11 protein-coding genes are annotated in these 18,322 nt (G+C 53.3%); 8 read left to right on the forward strand and 3 right to left on the reverse strand.

Going from position 1 to position 18,322, the window contains the following annotated elements; all coding sequences use genetic code 11:
* Positions 1–627: 627 nt before the first annotated feature.
* The 4 genes from gltB (at position 628) to AEST_RS09285 (ending at position 8,808) form a co-directional block, all read left to right on the forward strand.
* Positions 628–5,091 carry a glutamate synthase large subunit gene (gltB, locus tag AEST_RS09270; protein WP_008608658.1) on the forward strand — a complete coding sequence of 1,488 codons (4,464 nt, stop codon included), beginning with the start codon at positions 628–630 and terminating at the stop codon, positions 5,089–5,091.
* 10 nt (positions 5,092–5,101) lie between these two features.
* Positions 5,102–6,514: an FAD-dependent oxidoreductase gene (locus AEST_RS09275; RefSeq protein WP_008608660.1), complete on the forward strand. Its 1,413-nt coding sequence runs from the start codon at positions 5,102–5,104 to the stop codon at positions 6,512–6,514.
* 113 nt (positions 6,515–6,627) lie between these two features.
* The gene (locus AEST_RS09280; RefSeq protein WP_008608661.1) at positions 6,628–6,855 is read left to right on the forward strand and encodes an amidohydrolase family protein; all 228 of its coding nucleotides are present in this window, start codon (positions 6,628–6,630) and stop codon (positions 6,853–6,855) included.
* The gene (locus AEST_RS09285) at positions 6,856–8,808 is read left to right on the forward strand and encodes a cyanophycinase (protein WP_008608662.1); all 1,953 of its coding nucleotides are present in this window, start codon (positions 6,856–6,858) and stop codon (positions 8,806–8,808) included.
* Positions 8,809–8,888: 80 nt separating this feature from the next.
* Here the strand turns inward: AEST_RS09285 and AEST_RS09290 are convergent, their stop codons facing one another.
* The gene (locus AEST_RS09290; RefSeq protein ID WP_008608663.1) at positions 8,889–10,907 is read right to left on the reverse strand and encodes a spermidine synthase; all 2,019 of its coding nucleotides are present in this window, start codon (positions 10,905–10,907) and stop codon (positions 8,889–8,891) included.
* A 315-nt stretch (positions 10,908–11,222) separates the two neighbouring features.
* Between AEST_RS09290 and AEST_RS09295 the strand changes: the two genes are divergently transcribed.
* From AEST_RS09295 to AEST_RS09305, 3 genes are all read left to right on the forward strand, one after another.
* Positions 11,223–12,668 carry a YfcC family protein gene (locus AEST_RS09295; RefSeq protein ID WP_008608664.1) on the forward strand — a complete coding sequence of 482 codons (1,446 nt, stop codon included), beginning with the start codon at positions 11,223–11,225 and terminating at the stop codon, positions 12,666–12,668.
* A gap of 118 nt (positions 12,669–12,786) precedes the next feature.
* Positions 12,787–14,517, forward strand: coding sequence for a bifunctional isocitrate dehydrogenase kinase/phosphatase (gene aceK / locus AEST_RS09300; protein WP_008608665.1), 1,731 nt, complete (start codon positions 12,787–12,789; stop codon positions 14,515–14,517).
* A gap of 4 nt (positions 14,518–14,521) precedes the next feature.
* Complete coding sequence (locus tag AEST_RS09305; protein WP_008608666.1) at positions 14,522–14,974, forward strand: YaiI/YqxD family protein; 453 nt, start codon at positions 14,522–14,524, stop codon at positions 14,972–14,974.
* Here the strand turns inward: AEST_RS09305 and AEST_RS09310 are convergent.
* Positions 14,971–15,966, reverse strand: a complete 996-nt coding sequence (locus AEST_RS09310; protein WP_008608668.1) for a pseudouridine synthase — start codon at positions 15,964–15,966, stop codon at positions 14,971–14,973. The two genes, AEST_RS09305 and AEST_RS09310, sit on opposite strands and share 4 nt — an antisense overlap.
* On the opposite strand from AEST_RS09310, the gene AEST_RS09315 reads away from it, so the two are divergent.
* The gene (locus tag AEST_RS09315) at positions 15,961–16,647 is read left to right on the forward strand and encodes a tRNA-uridine aminocarboxypropyltransferase (protein ID WP_008608667.1); all 687 of its coding nucleotides are present in this window, start codon (positions 15,961–15,963) and stop codon (positions 16,645–16,647) included. The genes AEST_RS09310 and AEST_RS09315 overlap by 6 nt on opposite strands.
* A 63-nt stretch (positions 16,648–16,710) precedes the next feature.
* On the opposite strand, the gene AEST_RS09320 is transcribed toward AEST_RS09315, so the two are convergent.
* Complete coding sequence (locus AEST_RS09320; protein WP_008608669.1) at positions 16,711–18,303, reverse strand: isocitrate lyase; 1,593 nt, start codon at positions 18,301–18,303, stop codon at positions 16,711–16,713.
* Between the last annotated feature and the right edge of the window lie 19 nt (positions 18,304–18,322).

Raw genomic sequence — 18,322 nt, forward strand, 5'->3', positions numbered from 1 at the left:
CGCCAGCCAAACGCTGCCCGAAGGGTTCGCACTGGCGACGCTTTGCTCTTTGTCACTCGTCACTTATTTAGAATAACTAAACTGCGCTCCTCGTTTCGCGATCAAAGCGCCGCCAGTGTGAACAAAATCCAAGCAGCAGACGTCAACACGCCCTAACTAACGCCATGATTTTGCTAAGAGTACCCCTTTGCTGGCTGAGGCACAATCTGGTTGACGCACCGCCTATTGCGGCTTTATTCTGGCCGGCAAGATATAAACGCATAATTATTACTTTTTAATGTCAGCCAGAAATCGGTTCACTCTGGGCTACTCTGCTATTCAGATTTTGACCAAAGCGACTTATTGCCAAGATGCAGGCAGCAAGGTACTTTGATACCGGCTGGTGAATATGCGGCGGAATAGCACCATAGACGCTAAAAACCCACTTGCATTTTCTGATAAATCTCGGTATACCTGATACCCTCTATAAGTATAGACGGCTAAAACCTTCGAGTTAAAGACCGCACCACGTTAACCTCTGAGAGACAACCTTGTTTTTGCTTTCAGCAGTAGCACAGACAACAACAAGAATAATAATTCAAAATATTTATATAATTATTTATTTCAGGATAAGTTTGGAGGCGTGTCATGGCGTTGTATCAGCATAGTCAGGCAAGAGAGAACTGTGGCTTTGGGCTGATTGCGCACCTGGAAGGGGTCGCCAGTCACCGCATAGTCAGAACCGCAATCAATGGTTTAGACCGGATGCAACATCGCGGCGGTATTTCTGCCGATGGTAAAACCGGTGATGGTTGTGGTTTATTAATGCAAAAACCGGATAGCTTTTTCCGCGCGCTGGCCGAGGAGCATGGCTGGAACCTGGCGAAAAAATATGGCGTCGGGATGATTTTTTTAAGTCAGGATCCGGTTAAGGCTGCCCTGGCAAAAGACATCATTAATCAGGAAATTGCCCGCGAAACTCTGACCCTGGTTGCCTGGCGTAAAGTACCGATCGATGCCAGTGTGCTGGGGCCGCTGGCGCTAAGCTCAATGCCCCAAATTGAGCAGGTGATTGTTAATGCCCCCCATGGCTGGGGCGATCACGATCTGGAGCGCCGCCTTTATATGGTACGCCGCCGTGTTGAGCAACAGCTGACAGCGGATGAGGATTTTTATATTCCCAGTTTTTCATCCTTAGTTACCGTATTTAAAGGCCTAATGATGCCGGCGGACTTACCCGGTTATTATCTGGATCTGGCCGATATCCGGATGGAAACCGCCATTTGCGTGTTCCACCAGCGTTTTTCGACCAATACGATGCCACGCTGGAAACTGGCACAGCCGTTCCGCTTTTTAGCTCATAACGGTGAAATTAATACCATTACCGGCAACCGGCAGTGGGCCCGCGCCCGTCAGTATAAATTTGCCTCACCTTTACTACCGGATTTGCAGGATGCCGCACCCTTTGTTGGTCAAACCGGCTCTGACTCCAGCTCTTTAGATAACCAGTTGGAATTGCTGCTGGCCGGCGGTATGGATCTGTTCCGTGCCATGCGTTTACTGGTTCCGCCTGCATGGCAGGGCAATAAGGTGATGGACGATAACCTGAAAGCCTTTTACGAGTTTAACTCCATGCATATGGAGCCTTGGGATGGCCCTGCGGGTATCGTACTGACCAACGGCCAGCATGTGGCCTGTAATCTGGATCGCAATGGCTTGCGCCCTGCCCGCTTTGTCATTACCCGCGACAAGTTGATTACCCTGGCCTCTGAGGTCGGGATCTGGGACTACACCCCGGACGAAGTGGTCGAAAAGGGCCGGGTTGGCCCCGGCGAGATGCTGGCGATTGATACCACCAGCGGCAAAATCTGGCGCTCGGATGAAATCGATCAAGATTTAATGCAGCGCCATCCTTATCGCAGCTGGCTTACCGAAAACGTACAGCGCCTGGTACCTTATGAAAAATACGAAACCGATCTGATTGGCAAACGTGTCTTTACCGACGACGAAATGCTGGTGCTACATAAGTTGTTTAACTACAGCTATGAGGAAATTGAGCAGGTTGTCACGGTACTGGCGAAAGATGCACAGGAAGCGGTTGGCTCTATGGGTGACGACACCCCGATGGCGGTGCTGTCGCGTAAGCCGCGTACCCTGTTTGATTATTTCCGCCAACAATTTGCCCAGGTCACCAACCCACCTATAGATCCGTTACGTGAAGCCCATGTGATGTCACTGGCCACCAGTATTGGCCGCGAACATAACGTCTTTAAAGAGACTGCCGGCTATGCGCGGCGGATCCAGTTTGAATCACCGGTGCTGATGTATTCAGATTTAAAACAACTGAAACAGGCGGATGAGAAATACTATAAGCACCAGATCTTCTCGTTGAATTTCGACCCGGCACAGCAGGATCTGCAGCAAGCTGTCAGCACCCTTTGTCAGCAAGTAGTGAGTGCGGTAAGAGATGACCAAGTGGTACTGGTGATCCTGACCGACCGGCGCATTGCGCAGGGGTTATTGCCCATTCCTGCAGCTATGGCCGTCGGTGCCGTGCAACAAGCCCTGGTTAATGCCCAGCTACGCTGTGATTCGAATATTATTATTGAAACCGCTGCCGCCCGCGATCCGCATCACTTCGCAGTATTGATTGGCCTGGGTGCCACGGCGATTTACCCGTTCCTGGTTTATGAGACCGTCGAACAGCTGGTCGAGAAAGGCAATATCGCCCTGACCGCCCGTCAGGCCGTGCTGAATTACCGCAAAGGCATCAATAAAGGCCTGTATAAAATCATGTCGAAGATGGGGATCTCCACGGTCGCCAGCTACCGTTGCTCTAACCTGTTTGAAGCGGTCGGTATTCATCCGGATGTGATGGCGCAGTGTTTTAGCGATGTGCCGTCACGGTTAAGCGGCGCTAACTTTGCCGATTTCCAGCAGGATCTGCAGCAACTGGCTAACGTGGCCTGGTTAAAGCGCAAACCGATGAATCATGGTGGTCTGTTAAAATATGTGCACGATGGCGAGTACCATGCCTATAACCCTGATGTGGTACAAAGCCTGCAAAAAGCGGTACGCAGCGGCAACTATGAAGACTACAAGGACTATAGCCGCTTTGTAAACGAGCGGCCGGTCGCACATATCCGCGATCTGTTCCAGTTAAAAGCTGGTACGCAAGCGGTGGCAGTGGCGCAGGTCGAGCCGGCAGAGCAGCTCTATCCGCGCTTTGACAGCGCAGCTATGTCTATCGGCGCCTTAAGTCCGGAAGCACACGAGGCGCTGGCCATTGCGATGAACCGCCTCGGTGGTCGCTCCAACTCCGGTGAGGGCGGCGAAGATCCGCGGCGCTTTGGTACCGAGAAAAACTCGAAAATCAAACAGGTCGCCTCCGGCCGTTTTGGAGTTACGCCGCATTATCTGGTCAACGCCGAAGTGATTCAGATCAAAGTGGCGCAGGGTGCCAAGCCTGGCGAAGGCGGTCAGTTACCCGGCGAGAAAGTCACCGCTGAAATTGCCAGGCTGCGCTATTCAGTGCCGGGCGTGACGCTGATTTCACCGCCGCCACACCACGATATCTACTCGATTGAAGATTTGGCGCAGCTGATTTTCGATTTAAAGCAGGTTAATCCACAGGCGCTGATCTCAGTCAAACTGGTATCAGAGCCGGGTATCGGTACTATCGCCACAGGTGTCGCCAAAGCCTACGCTGATCTCATCACCGTCTCCGGTTATGACGGTGGTACCGGCGCCAGCCCGCTGACGTCGGTAAAATACGCCGGTAGCCCGTGGGAGCTGGGCTTAGCTGAAGTACATCAGGCTCTGGTAGAAAACGGTCTGCGTGATCGGGTACGGCTACAGGTCGACGGCGGTCTGAAAACCGGCCTTGATGTGGTGAAAGCCGCCATTCTGGGTGCCGAAAGCTTTGGTTTTGGCACCGGCCCGATGGTGGCACTGGGGTGTAAATTCCTGCGTATATGTCATCTGAATAACTGTGCAACCGGTGTCGCAACCCAGGATGCCACCTTACGCCGCGACCACTTTAATGGCCTGCCGGAAATGGTGATGAACTATTTCAGCTTCCTGGCGCGCGAAGTGCGCGAGCTAATGGCAGAGCTGGGCGTGACCGAATTAACTCAACTGATTGGCCGTACTGATCTGTTGGATTATCGCAGTGCGCAAACGCAAAAACAGGGCAAATTGGATTTAACGCCTATTTTGCAAGCCTCCGGCGTGCGCTCGGATAAACCGCTGTACTGTGTACAAAATAATACGCCCTTTGATCCGGGCGCCTTAAACCAACTGTTACTGCAAAAATGCGAGCAGGCGGTACTGAAAAAAACCGGTGGCCAACATAATCTGCCGATCCGCAATACCGATCGCTCGGTTGGTGCTGCCTTATCCGGCTTTATTGCCCGTCAGCATGGTAATCAGGGCATGGCAACCGATCCGATCCGCATTAAGTTTACCGGTACTGCCGGCCAGAGCTTTGGCGTTTGGAATGCCGGTGGCCTCTATCTGTCGCTGCAGGGTGATGCCAACGACTATGTTGGTAAAGGCATGACCGGTGGGCAAATTGCCATCTATCCGGCTAAAGGCGCCAGCTTTGCCAAACATGGCTTTACCATTGCCGGTAATACCTGTCTGTATGGCGCCACCGGCGGCCGCTTGTTTGCAGCAGGACAGGTCGGCGAACGTTTTGCGGTGCGTAACTCCGGCGCCGTCGCCGTGGTAGAAGGTACCGGTGATAACTGCTGTGAATATATGACCGGCGGTGTGGTCGTGGTGCTGGGCTGTACCGGGGTGAACTTTGGCGCCGGTATGACCGGTGGCTTTGCTTACCTGCTGGATGAGCAGGATGATTTAGCACTGCGCTTAAATGGCGAGCTGGTGGAAGCGCTGGATGTGGAAATGCCCATTCTGCAGGAACATTTGCGCAGCCTGCTGCACCAGCATGTCGAAGAGACCGGCAGTGAAAAAGCGCAGCGGATCCTGAATGATTTCCACAACTATTTAAGCAAATTTAAGCTGGTAAAACCAAAAACCAGCGATATAAATACCTTGCTTGGTCACCGCGCCCGCTCGTCTGCCGAGCTGCGCGTGCAAGCGATGTAAGGGAGGCGTTATGGCACAGAATGTATACCAGTTTATTGACGTAAAACGGATTGATCCGCCAAAACGCTCACTAACCGAAAGAACGATCGAGTTTGTTGAAATTTATCAGCCATTAAGCGCCACCCAGGCCGAGGGGCAAGCTGACCGCTGCCTGGATTGCGGTAACCCCTACTGTGAGTGGAAATGCCCGGTACATAATTATATTCCCCAGTGGCTCAAGCTGGCGAATGAGGGCCGTATTGTCGAAGCGGCAGAACTGTCCCACAAAACCAATAGCCTGCCAGAGGTGTGTGGCCGGGTTTGCCCACAAGATCGGCTCTGTGAAGGTGCCTGCACCCTGAACGAAGGCTTCGGCGCTGTCACCATCGGCAGTATCGAAAAATATATCACCGACAAAGCCTTTGAAATGGGCTGGCGGCCTGACTTATCTGCAGTGGTCAAAACTGACCGTAAGGTCGCGGTGGTAGGGGCCGGTCCGGCGGGCTTAGCCTGCGCCGATGTGCTGGTGCGTAACGGCGTTACCCCTGTGGTATTTGACCGTTATCCGGAGATCGGCGGCCTGCTCACCTTCGGTATTCCACCGTTCAAGCTGGAAAAGGATGTGTTAAAACTGCGTCGGCAGATTTTCAGCGAAATGGGCATTGAGTTCCGGCTCAATACCACCGTCGGGGTGGATGTTAGCTTCGACAGTCTGCTGGAAGAGTATGATGCCGTGTTTCTGGCGCTGGGTACCTATACGCCGATGAAAGGTGGCCTGGTGAATGAAGAGGCGCCCGGTGTTTACGAAGCCTTGCCGTTTTTAATTGGCAACGTCAATAACCTGATGGGCTGGCAAACTGAGCATCCCTTTGTCAGCATGGCCGGTAAAACCGTGGTGGTGTTAGGGGGTGGCGATACCGCTATGGACTGTGTCCGTACCTCTATTCGTCAGGGTGCGGCTAAAGTCAGCTGCGCATACCGCCGCGATGAAGCTAATATGCCCGGCTCGCGCAAAGAAGTGCAAAATGCCCGCGAAGAAGGCGTTGAGTTTCTGTTTAATCTGCAGCCACTGGGGATTGAATTAAACGATGCCGGCCAGGTCTGCGGCGTACGGGTAGTGACTACCGAACTGGGGGCACCTGATGCCAAAGGGCGGCGCAGCCCACAGCCAGTGCCTGGCTCAGAACAGGTATTGCCGGCTGATGCGGTGATTATCGCCTTTGGTTTTCAGCCCAGTCCGCCAAAATGGTTAATCGACCAGGGCGTAGCGCTGGATAGTAAAGGCCGGGTCTTAGCCAGCGAGCAAAGCCCCTATGCGCTGCAAACCAATCAGCAAAAAATCTTTGCCGGTGGCGATATGGTGTTAGGCTCTGATCTGGTGGTCACGGCTATTGCTCAGGGTCGCAAAGCGGCTGAGGGGATCCTGGATTACTTGCAGGTTTAATTGACAGTAGGAGGCGGGATCACTCCCGCCGTCCTCTCACACCACCGTACATGCGGTTCCGCATACGGCGGTTCCTGTCTGTATCGAGCGTATTCAATACATGAGTCTGTTTCGTGCATCGTGTCGCCCTGACCACGGTCACCCAGGCACCGGCGCAGGTTTTGGGCCTAAAACAAAAAGGCCAGCTTGCAGTTGGCAAAGATGCTGATATGCTGCTGCTCGATAGCCATGATCTGAGTATCGACACCGTGATCGCCAAAGGTCGCTGCCTGGTAAAGGACGGTCGGCCACGGGTGTATGGCACCTTCGAAAAACCGCAGCAATTCGCAACAGGAGGTTAGATGCGTCTTTCCTGCATAAAGCTGCTGCTTGTTAGCAGCCTGGTTGGCCCGGCAGTACCGGGCGCACTGGCGGTTGAGCCGCAGCCGGAACCTGCTCAGACAGAACAGCCGTTGGCAGCCGCCGATGCAGCGACGCCGGCTGTTGAGCCTGAACCCAGCATTCTGGATATTGCCAGCACTCCTGCTCAAGTCCTACCGGAGCCTGAATACGATCTGATGTTAATGGGCGGCGGTCTTGCCACCTGTAGCTCAATGTCAAACCGCAGTTGCCTGCAACAAACTCAGTTCAACGCCCTGGCAAAAACCGGTAATTTGTATTGGTTGCAACAGAGCCTGCTGCAAAATTTCGCTACCGCGGAAGTTTTCAGCGCTGAACGTAAAACATTGCAGCAACAGCTGGTGCAGCTGTTTAATCAACTTGCTGCTGAACATACTGCTCCGCTAACCGAACAACAGTTGGTCGAGCTGTGGCGGGCGGCTCCGGCCACAGAGCAAGCGCCGGATGGTGAAACCCTGTGGCAACAGCTGTCTGAGCGTGAGTTAAATGTCGTCTTCGATTATCTGGAAGTGCCGACCCTGAGCAGTGATGGCAAGTACCGGTTAACTGAACACGTTGATTTAGCAAAGACTCAGGATCAGCACTCGGCTGAACTGTACCGTGAGTTTGTGCGTCTGGCGGCAACGAAAGCCAGTAACAAAGGGCGCAGTGCGCCAAAACTGCTCATGGTGACCGCCTCATCACGGGATCCCTTTGCCGCGGTGGATTTTTATCTGGATGCCTTTCGCCAGGCTGGCGCAGAGGTAGAGTGGCTGCCGCTGACGGCAGCCTTGCAGGCGGCAATGCAGGCGCAAAATTGTCAGGCGCTGCCAGAGTTTCTCTCTGAGATCCATGGCAGCTACCGCCGTGAACAGGTTTATGCCGATATCTTCGCCCTTAAGCTGCAGGCCTGTCAGGCTGGCAGTAAAGCCCTGGTTGCAAAAATTGCTGCGGCTGATGGCATTTTCTTTAATGGCGGTGATCAAAGTCTGACCTATCAGGCGCTGCGCTTTGCGGACGGCTCTGCCAGCCCGGAGCTAACCGCGATTTTCGGTGCCGTTGCCAACAAGCAGCTGCTGGTTGGTGGCACCAGCGCCGGTACCGCAGTGATGAGCGGCAATCAGTGGCTGGCACCTCAGCTGGCAGCGGTACCGATGATTTCCAACGGCGACAGCTATCATGCCTTACAATATGGCGCGGTAGCGGGCCCTGCACCCTGGACGGGTTGTCGCAAAGAAAACCGCTGCCCGGATAATTTAAGTGAGCGCCAGCTTACCTATACCGCGGCCGGTGGCCTGGGATTATTCCCGCTCGGTGTGCTGGATACCCATTTTGCCGAGCGCGGCCGTCAGGCCCGGCTCTTAGTGCTGCAGCAGGCAACGCAGACCAGACTGGCTTTTGGTGTCGATGAAGCCAGTGCCATGCTGGTGGATTTAGGCCACTATGCCACAGGGCTGGTGCAAATGGCTGCCCGCGGCGCGGGTGAGGTCTATGTCAGCGAGTTACTGCCAGAGTCGAGCAAAGCGCAGTTACTGGCGCACACCTATACCCTGACAGCAGGCGATACGTTAGTCTGGCAAGCAGAGACCTTGCCCCGTGCTGAGACTTTAACCCCGGCTGAGGTCTCGCCCCAGGCTGAGAATTTGCCCCAAAATGTGACGCTGACTCTGGTGCCCGCCGCCGCTAAAACGCCGCTGACCGAGCAGGCCGAGCCGCTGCATAGCAAAAGCCCGCTATTTAGCCGCGATCACTACCGTAGCCTTAGCCGTTCACTGTGCCGCAGCAACTTTCACAGTGCCACCGTCAGTGAGCCACCTTATCTGATCCGGCTGAGTAAAGACGGCGCTTGCAGTGCCGACGCCGAAGGTAACCTCAGTTATCGCCAGCAGCTACGCATTATCAGTCCGGAAGAATAACCGCCACCGAACCGGTCGCCCTGCTGCCTTTAGCGCAGGGCGACTGCACCACTTGCCAATTCCCACACCTGCAGCAACAGCTACTTTAACACCTGAAACAGGTTACTGTGTTGATCGGTCCAGCGCACTTCGGGTCGTAAGGGTCTTGGCCAGGGCCGACTGGCATGCCGGATGCTGTCTTGCTGTAAAAAACGCTGATTACGGCTTAGCAGTACCCACTCGGTCGCCGCCGGATTATCGGTATCGGCTGGCGTCGGGATAAAGACCGCTTCCAGTCCCAAGGCCGCAGCCTGATTACGTAACACACTACTGAGATCCAGATAGTTATTCGAAATATGCACGGCCAGCACGCCATCAGGCAACAAATGCTGCCAATACAATGCCAGCGCCTCTGTCGTTAACAGATGCTGCGGAATAGCATCACTGCTAAAGGCATCTAACACCAGCAAATCAAATTGCTGACTGCCCTGCTCTGCCAGTTGCTGCTGCAGCAGCTGTCTGGCATCGCCCAGCTGCAAGCGAATTTCCGCCTCGCTCTGCGCCAGATAACTAAAATGCTGCTGGGCCGCCTCGATCACCGCCGGATTAATTTCATAAAACTGCAGCAGATCGCCGCTGCGACCATAGGCCGCCAAAGCGCCGGCGCCCAGGCCCACCAACCCCAGATGACGCCGGCTGAGCTGGCTGCTGCTGCGTGCCGGATCAGCCGGTAAAAAGTGTGCTATTGCCAACGCTACTCCAGTACCAGGCCGATAGTAACTGAGCGGTTGCATGGCTTTGCGCTCGTCCAGATACTGCGCACCGTGGCTGGTGGTGCCATCTATCAGTTGGCGCTGCCGTTGCCCGTTTAACTCGACATCGCGCACTATCAGACTCCCGTAAAAATTCCGGCTGCTGCTGATATCCTGGCGCCCAAGTTGCTGTTCAATCAGCAAAAAACTGCCAATAAAGATCCCACCTGCCAATAACGCCGTTGCCGTCTGCCACACCGCCTGCCGGCGCCAATTATGCAGCGTCACCAGCCAGAGGATCGCCAGTAGCACCAGCGGAAACTCCCAGTAACGACTAAACAGCAACGGCGCCAGTAGATTAACCAACAGGCCGCCCAGCACCCCACCGGCAGCCAACAATAGATAAAATGCCGTTAACTGCTCACGGGACGGCTTGCTGCGTGCCAGCTCACCATGACAGAGCATACAACCACTAAACAGCAACATCAGATACAGCAGCAGCTGTGACAGCCAGTCAAACTGCCGTCCCAGATAAAACAGCAGTAGTGCAACAACTAAGCAGATGGCAAATAAATACAACCAGATAGCGCGCTGATACCAGCTATCGCGGTTAAACACCAGAGTAAAACTGAGTAAGTAAAGTGCCAGCGGTACTACCCAGAGAAAGGGCACCGGCGGCACATTTTGCGTTAATTGCTGGGTTACTGCCAACAACAGCACCACTCCGGCGGCAGATAACGCCAGATAACGAGCGCTATGGCCGCGCCGCAACGTCAGTGGTGCCGCGGGTAGCAGCTTGCTCTGCGCCAGTGACTGCCACAGCAGCACCAGGATACAGCCGCTAAACAGGATAAAACCGCCAGTCCAGTAAGCTTGCTGCTGCGGTAGCGCCAGATAGGGCTCGACTAAAAACGGATAACTGAGTAAGGCCGCAAAAGAGCCCAGATTCGATAATGCATAAAGCCGGTACGGACTCTGCTGCGGATAACGGGCGGCAAACCAGTGCTGCACCAAAGGCGCAGTGGCGCTTAACAGCAGATAGGGTAAGCCGATCGCCAGTGCAAGATAGCTTAGAATACCCGACAAGGGTGCAGCTTGCGGATCGGGTTTCGCATCCAGCAGTAACAAACTGGCTACCGCCAGCAGCAGTAAACCGCTATGCCACAAACGCTGCTGCGTCAGGTTAGCATAGCGGCTTAGCAGGTGCGCATACAAATAGCCGCCAAGCAGCGCCGTTTGGAAAAACAATAATGCGGCGGTCCAGATCTGAGCGCCACCACCAAAGTACGGCAATAGCAGGCGCGCCAGCATAGGTTGTACCAAAAACACCAGACTGGCGCTAAGCAGCACGGTCAGAGCAAATAACAAGGGGTCTACTCCGCTTAAAAGGCGTCAGCCTACCCAAAGTACTCTCTGCCAGCAAGAGGTAACCGCCGCACTGAATGCTGCTTACGGTAAATAACAGCAGCGCTGTATTGAGGTTTGCGGAGTGAATTTTGCTCGTCTCGGCGCAGTAACCTTGTCTGATTTGTCGAACCGCGCATCATAGGTTAGACTTGCAGCGCGCTGGCCGGTAGCAGTAGCGGTATCGCTAAACTGTCAAACCCTGACGCCGGGCTTTCAGCCCAATATTACTATAACAATACTCTCTATCGCGCCCCGGCGCGCTGCTAAGGTTTATTTATGGGAAAGTTTAAAGTTCCGCACACTCTCACGCTACTGTTTAGCATGATGGTGATTGCGATGATCGCCACCTGGATTGTTCCACAAGGTTTTTTCGCTACTGAGACGATGGCTAATGGCCGGGCTGTGGTTGTGCCGGGTACTTTTAGTCTGGTTGAAGAACGCAGTTATCTGACGCCCTGGCAATTATTAACCGCCATTCCACGGGCTTTTGCCTCCGCCCAGGATGTAATTTTCTTTGTGATGATTTTAGGCGGCGTGTTGGCAGTGGCCCGCGCAACCGGCACCGTGGATGCACTGATTGGCCGCTTACTGGAGCGTTTTGGTTCCCGGCCACAGATGCTGATCTTTATGGTGGTGTTCTGTTTTGCGATGGCGTCCAGCTTTATTGGTACCGCCGGTGAATATATTCCCTTCGTATTAATTCTGGTGGCGCTGTGTAAAGCCATGCGGCTGGATGCGATGACGGCAGTCGGTATGACGGTGGCCGGTTATGGTATTGGCTACGGCATTTCTGCGGTCAATCCATTTACACTGGTGATTGCCCAGCAAATCGCCGATATTCCGATTTTATCCGGTTGGGAGCTGCGGGCGGCAATTTTTCTGCCCTTTGTACTAATTGGTTTTCACCATGTCTGGAGTTATGCCAAAAAGGTCGCGCAAGACCCGAGCCAATCGATGGTAAAAGATCTGCCCTGCCCCCTGGGTGATAAGCATGCAGTTGATTATCCGAACTTAAACTGGCGGCATCGCCTGATCCTGGGCAGCTTTGTGCTGACTATCGGTGTGGTGGCCTACAATATCCGGGTCAATGGCTGGTATCTGTATGAGCTGGGTGCCGCCTTTATCGCCTGGGGCTTATTTGTGGTAATGGTTGGCAATATCAGTACCGATACTGCCGCGAAAAAATTTATCGAAGGCGCGATGGAGCTAACCACCACCGCCGTATTAATCGGTGTCGCGCGCGGGATTTCACTGATTTTAGAAGATGGCCAGATCCTGCATTCGCTGGTGCATGGTATGTCAATGCCGTTATCTTTTGTTGGCGCTGAAGTGGCAGCGGTAGGTATGCTGTTTATCCAGACCTTGCTGAACTTCTTTATCCCGTCCGGCAGTGGTCAGGCCTATGTCACTATGCCACTAATGGTACCGCTGAGTGATTTGCTGGAAATTCCGCGCCAGGTTGCCGTACTGGCGTATCAGTTTGGCGATGGTTTCTCTAATATGATTATCCCAACCAATGCGATCTTAATGGGCATTATCGGTATTGCCGGTATCCCTTATGGCCACTGGTTCCGCTTCTGTTTACCGCTGATGGTCAAACTAATGCTGGCGTCCTCGGTTGTGCTGGTATTGGCGGTACTATTTAACTTTGGCGCAGATGTGCAACCCGCCGATCTGCCATTACAATCCAAGGTGCAGCAACACACTGAACAGGTTAACTAGCCGCGATACCGGCACAAAAAGGGCTCAGTACGAGCCCTTTTCGCTGATTAGCGTTTGCCAGTGACTTAACTTTATCAGTAAAGTAGCCTTAGATTTTTTTTGCAGCACAGCAGGGCTTATGCAGCAGGCACGGCAAATTGCCGAGATTATTTTAAAGGGCTTTCGCAAACACTTTCGCTTATTTCAGCAGGTCACGGCTCGCGCCCGGCAGCGCTTTGAACAAGCCGACTGGCAGGCCTATCAGCAGGATAGCTCAGAGCGGATCCAGTTTTATGATTTGCGGGTTAATGAAACCATCAGCCTGCTGCGCCAGCAATTACCCGCCGAATGTTTAAATGAACCGTTGTGGCAGCAGGTTAAGCAACATTATCTGGAATATCTGCTGTTTCATCCGCAGGCAGAACTGGCAGAAACCTTTTATAACTCGGTATTTTGCCGGTTATTTGCCCGCAAATATTTTCATAACCAGAATATCTTTGTCGAATCAACCTTGGATAAACAACATCTGCCGGCACCTATTGCCTCGGTGTACCAAAGTTATTTCCCGGCACAGGATGGCTTAAAGCAGTCGATCCGCAATATTATTGCCGCCTTTGGTTTTAGTACGCCCTTTATCGATCTGGAACATGATATCCGCTGTGTGCTACGCAGCTTTATCAGTCAGTCCAGTCATGGCGCTTTCCCGGTGCATCTGCTGCGGTTAGATATTCTGCACACCCCGTTTTTTCGCAATAAGGCTGCCTATCTGGTTGGCCGGGTGGTGACGCCGCAGGGCCAGCAACCTTTTATCATTCCGTTGCTGCACGCTGAAGGTAAAGGTCTGTATCTGGATACGCTGCTTACCGATCCGGAGCAAATGAGTATTATCTTTGGCTTCTCGCGTGCCTACTTTATGGTGCAATGCCCGGTCCCCTCGGCATTGGTGCATTTTTTACGCGAATTGCTACCGCATAAAACCCTGGCAGAACTGTATGCCGCCATAGGTCTGCATAAACAGGGTAAAACCGAGTTTTATCGCGAGCTTTTGACCCATCTTGAGCGCTCACGGGATCGCTTTGTTGCCGCGCCGGGGATCCGGGGCATGGTAATGATGGTGTTTACCCTGCCCTCTTTTCCTTATGTGTTTAAAGTGATTCGCGATACCTTTAGCGAAACCAAACAATTTGACCGTGCCACGGTAAAAGCCCGCTATCAACTGGTGAAACAGCACGATCGGGTCGGCCGGATGGCCGATACGCTGGAATATTCCGATGTTGCCTTACCCAAGGCACGCTTTACGCCTGAGTTATTGCAGGAGCTACAGGACAGTATTGCCGGTTCACTGCAAATTGAGGACGAGCTGGTGGTGATTAAACATCTGTATATTGAACGGCGGATGACACCACTCAATCTCTATCTGGAGCAGGCCTCGACTGCCGATAAAGCCAGCATTATGGATGACTACGGCACCGCCATTAAAGAAATGATTGCCGCCAATATTTTCCCCGGCGATATGCTACTGAAAAACTTTGGTGTCACCCGGCATAAAAGAGTGGTGTTCTATGATTATGACGAGGTGCAATATCTGCTGGATGTGAATTTCCGCAGCCTGCCCAAGGTCGATAGCTTTGAAGCAGCACTGGAAGCAGAGGCAAATTGCTGGGCCGCACCCGGTGATGTCTTTCCGGAACAGATGGCGACCTTTGTCACACCGGGTGCCGAGATCCGCGATATGTTATTTAGTAAACATCCGGAGCTGTTGGATGCCGGCTACTGGCGACAAAAGCAGTACCGGATCCGCCAGGGCCAGGTGGAAGATATTTTCCCTTATCCGCAAGCCATGCGCTTTTGTCACCTTTATCCGGAATAACCTTATGCCTTTTACTATCTGGGTCGATGCCGATGCCTGCCCGGCCGTCATTAAAGAGATCCTGTACCGTGCCGCAGAGCGTAAGCAACTGCCGCTGGTGCTGGTGGCAAATCAGCCACTACGTACCCCACCCTCGCCCTTTATCAGCAGCCTGACGGTCAGCAAGGGTTTTGATGAAGCCGATAATGAGATTGTGCGCCGTTGTCACCAAGGCGATCTGGTGATTACCGGTGATATCCCGCTGGCGGCTGAGGTGCTGGCCAAGGGCGCGGAAGCGATTAATCCGCGCGGTGAGCGCTATGATCGCGATACCATCCGTCAAAAACTGACGATGCGGGATTTTATGGAGACGCTACGCGCCAGTGGTGTGCAAAGTGGCGGCCCGGCCGCTTTTAGCCAGGCCGATCGTCAGGCCTTTGCTAATCAGTTAGACCGGCTGTTACAACAACTAGGCTAAAACAACCTCTGCTGCGAGACAAAATGCTGCTGACGTTGGCTAAGCGGATCGATAAAACTCAGCTGCTGCGCTAATAGCTGCAGGGGTCGGCTAAAATCGCTGGTATTTTTCGGTAATAGCTCAGGATAGTAAGCATCATTTAAGATCGGCATGCCCAGACTCAGCATATGCAGCCTGAGTTGATGGGTTTTCCCCGTCAGCGGCTGCAGCTGAAACTGGCCGATATCCCCATCAACGCCGACCAGCTCGACAATAGACTGCGCATTGGCCTCACCCGGTACGATTTGATTAATAAACCGCGGCTGGGCTTTTTCAATCCGGTTACTCAACTGCCAGCTTAACGGCGGCTGTAAGTTTGTGCTTAAGCGGGCCCGGGCCTGATAGCGCTTTACCAGTTGCCCCTGCTGAAATAGCTGGTAATAGTGTGGCCGGCTTATGCTATTACAGCTAAACAACACTAAGCCGGCAGTATCCCGATCCAGCCGGTGCAGCGGCGCTAAATCGCTGATCCCGGTATCCTCTTTCAGCCGCTGCAACAGGCATTCGTTAACAAAGTCTCCGCCCGGTGTAACCGGTAAAAAATGCGGTTTATCCGCAACCAGCAGGTGCTCGTCCTGATACAGGATCTGATGCAAAAACGGAATTTTCGGCTCTGCGGCGACTTCGCGAAAATAACAGAGCCGGCGACTGGGTAAAAAAGGCGTTTGCTCGGTAATCGCCTCACCCTGATACCAATAGACCTTGCCGTCGCGGATCCGCTGCTGCCAAAGCTCAGCCGGAATGCGCGGAAAATGAGCACACAAAAATGCCAGTACCGTCGGCCAGCCCTGATTATGCGCCGGCAAGGTAATTTCAGAAGGCTGTTTGGCAGTAATTAACATCACGACGTCTGGTTTAAGCCAACAAAGCAGCAAAAAGTGGCGGCAGCTTAGCATAAAAGCCGCTAGAATACGCGCCCAAACAGCCAACGCCCGGAACACCTGCCAATGCATCGCAATGCTATTCTGGCGCTACGACAGCGCGAATTGCAAAAAGCCACCCGCGTTTTTAATGCCAGGGGTAGCAAGGTGCGCCGCTGCGAGCACTGTTTGCTACCCCAAGCTGACTGTATCTGTGCGGCCACACCAGCGCCGCAGGCAAAATCCGCGTTTTGCTTTATTATGTATACCGGCGAATGCTATAAACCGAGTAATACCGGGCGCCTGATCTGCGATATTGCCGCCGATAGCCATGCCTTTGTCTGGGATCGCACCCGGCCGGATCCGGCGTTACTGGCGCTGCTGGCCGACCCACGTTATGCGCCCATCGTGGTTTTTCCAAGCCAATATGCCGAAGCAGAACGTTGTCTGGCCGATGCGGCTGCGCTACAGCAGGCCAGCGCCGGGCGCACGCCGCTGTTTGTGATGCTGGATGGCACCTGGCGCGAAGCGAAGAAAATGTTTAAAAGCCCTTATCTGGCTAAACTGCCGGTGCTGGGGATCCAGCCAACGCAACAAAGTGATTATCTGCTGCGCGAAGCGGCACATTTGCATCAACTTTGTACCGCGGAAGTGGCGATTGAAGTGCTGCGGCTGGCGGCCGATCAACCGGCGGCAGAGCAGTTAGCGGAGTACTTTCAGGTTTTTCGCAATGCTTATTTAAAAGGTAAACCGCATTTACAGCTGCCGGATTAAATCAGACATAAAAGGGCAGCCGAGGCTGCCCAACTGTCAGTTACCTGACCACGTTGCGAAAACTTAGAACTGATTCATGGTGTTATGAGCACCACCGGCTTTTAGTGCCGCTTCACCAGAGAAGTACTCTTTGTGATCATCACCGATATCTGAACCAGACATATTCTGATGCTTGACACAGGCGATGCCCTGACGGATTTCCTTACGCTGTACCCCAGCCACATAACCCAGCATACCGGCGGCGCCAAAGTATTCCTTCGCCAGATTGTCGGTAGACAGAGCCGCGGTATGATAAGTCGGCAGGGTGATCAGGTGGTGGAAAATCCCCGCCTCACGCGCCGCATCAGCCTGGAAGGTCTGAATCCGCTTATCCGCTTCCAGCGCCAGCTCTGTCGTATCATACTCGGCGCTCATCAAGGCGGCACGATCGTACGCAGACACATCTTTGCCCGCCGCTTGCCAGGCATCAAATACTTGCTGGCGGAAATTCAGTGTCCAGTTAAAGGATGGGCTGTTGTTATAAACCAGCTTGGCACCTGGCACCACTTCACGAATACGGTCAACCATCTCTTTGATCTGACCGATATGTGGCTTCTCGGTCTCAATCCACAGTAAGTCAGCACCGTTTTGTAATGAGGTAATACAATCCAATACCACCCGATCGATACCACTGCCCGGTTTGAACTGGAATAACCCACTGGCCAAACGCTTCGGCTTTAACAGCTTACCATTGGCTTTTACCACCACGTCACCATTGGCAATATCATCGGCACTGCTAATGTAATCGCCATCCAGGAAGCTGTTATATTTATCGCCTAAATCGCCCGGCGCTTTGGTTACCGCGATTTGCTTGGTTAAACCCGCACCTAAAGAATCAGTACGGGCCACGATAACGCCATCATCGACGCCCAGCTCCAGGAAGGCGTAACGCACGGCATTAATTTTCGCCAGGAAATCCGCATGCGGTACTGTGACCTTACCATCCTGGTGACCACACTGCTTCTCATCCGAGACCTGGTTTTCAATCTGAATCGCACAGGCACCGGCTTCAATCATTTTCTTCGCCAGTAAGTAGGTGGCTTCTTCATTACCAAAGCCGGCATCAATATCGGCAATAATCGGCACCACGTGGGTTTCAAAGTTATCAATCTTGCTCTGTACCGCTGCGGCTTTGGCGCTGTCTCCGGCAGCACGGGCTGCATCCAGTTCACGGAACAAACCGCCCAGCTCGCGGGCATCGGCTTGTTTTAAAAAGGTGTACAACTCAGCAATTAATGCCGGCACAGAGGTTTTCTCGTGCATGGATTGGTCCGGCAGTGGGCCAAACTCAGAGCGCAGTGCGGCAATCATCCAACCAGACAGATACAGGTATTTGCGCTTGGTGGTACCAAAGTGCTTTTTAATCGCAATCAGTTTTTGCTGGCCGATAAAACCATGCCAGCAACCCAATGACTGCGTGTACTGGCTGCTGTCAGCGTCATAAGCGGCCATATCGGCGCGCATAACCTTAGCGGTATATTTCGCGATATCTAAACCGGTATTAAAACGGTTTTGTAAGCGCATCCGTGCCGCATACTCAGGACTGATAGCATTCCAGCCCTGGTTGCTGCCAACAACTTGCTCTAATGCGGCGATCTGATCTTGATAAGCTGTCATGGTAGTTTCCTCTTGGTTT

This window comes from Alishewanella aestuarii B11, assembly GCF_000280055.1.
Classification (GTDB): domain Bacteria; phylum Pseudomonadota; class Gammaproteobacteria; order Enterobacterales; family Alteromonadaceae; genus Alishewanella; species Alishewanella aestuarii.

Coding starts and splice junctions, on each gene's coding strand:
- AEST_RS09295 (WP_008608664.1), top strand. CDS start 11,223: ATGGGAAAGTTTAAAGTTCCGCACACTCTCACGCTACTGTTTAGCATG.
- AEST_RS09320 (WP_008608669.1), bottom strand. CDS start 18,303: ATGACAGCTTATCAAGATCAGATCGCCGCATTAGAGCAAGTTGTTGGC.
- aceK (WP_008608665.1), top strand. CDS start 12,787: ATGCAGCAGGCACGGCAAATTGCCGAGATTATTTTAAAGGGCTTTCGC.
- gltB (WP_008608658.1), top strand. CDS start 628: ATGGCGTTGTATCAGCATAGTCAGGCAAGAGAGAACTGTGGCTTTGGG.
- AEST_RS09275 (WP_008608660.1), top strand. CDS start 5,102: ATGGCACAGAATGTATACCAGTTTATTGACGTAAAACGGATTGATCCG.
- AEST_RS09315 (WP_008608667.1), top strand. CDS start 15,961: ATGCATCGCAATGCTATTCTGGCGCTACGACAGCGCGAATTGCAAAAA.
- AEST_RS09285 (WP_008608662.1), top strand. CDS start 6,856: ATGCGTCTTTCCTGCATAAAGCTGCTGCTTGTTAGCAGCCTGGTTGGC.
- AEST_RS09310 (WP_008608668.1), bottom strand. CDS start 15,966: ATGCATTGGCAGGTGTTCCGGGCGTTGGCTGTTTGGGCGCGTATTCTA.
- AEST_RS09305 (WP_008608666.1), top strand. CDS start 14,522: ATGCCTTTTACTATCTGGGTCGATGCCGATGCCTGCCCGGCCGTCATT.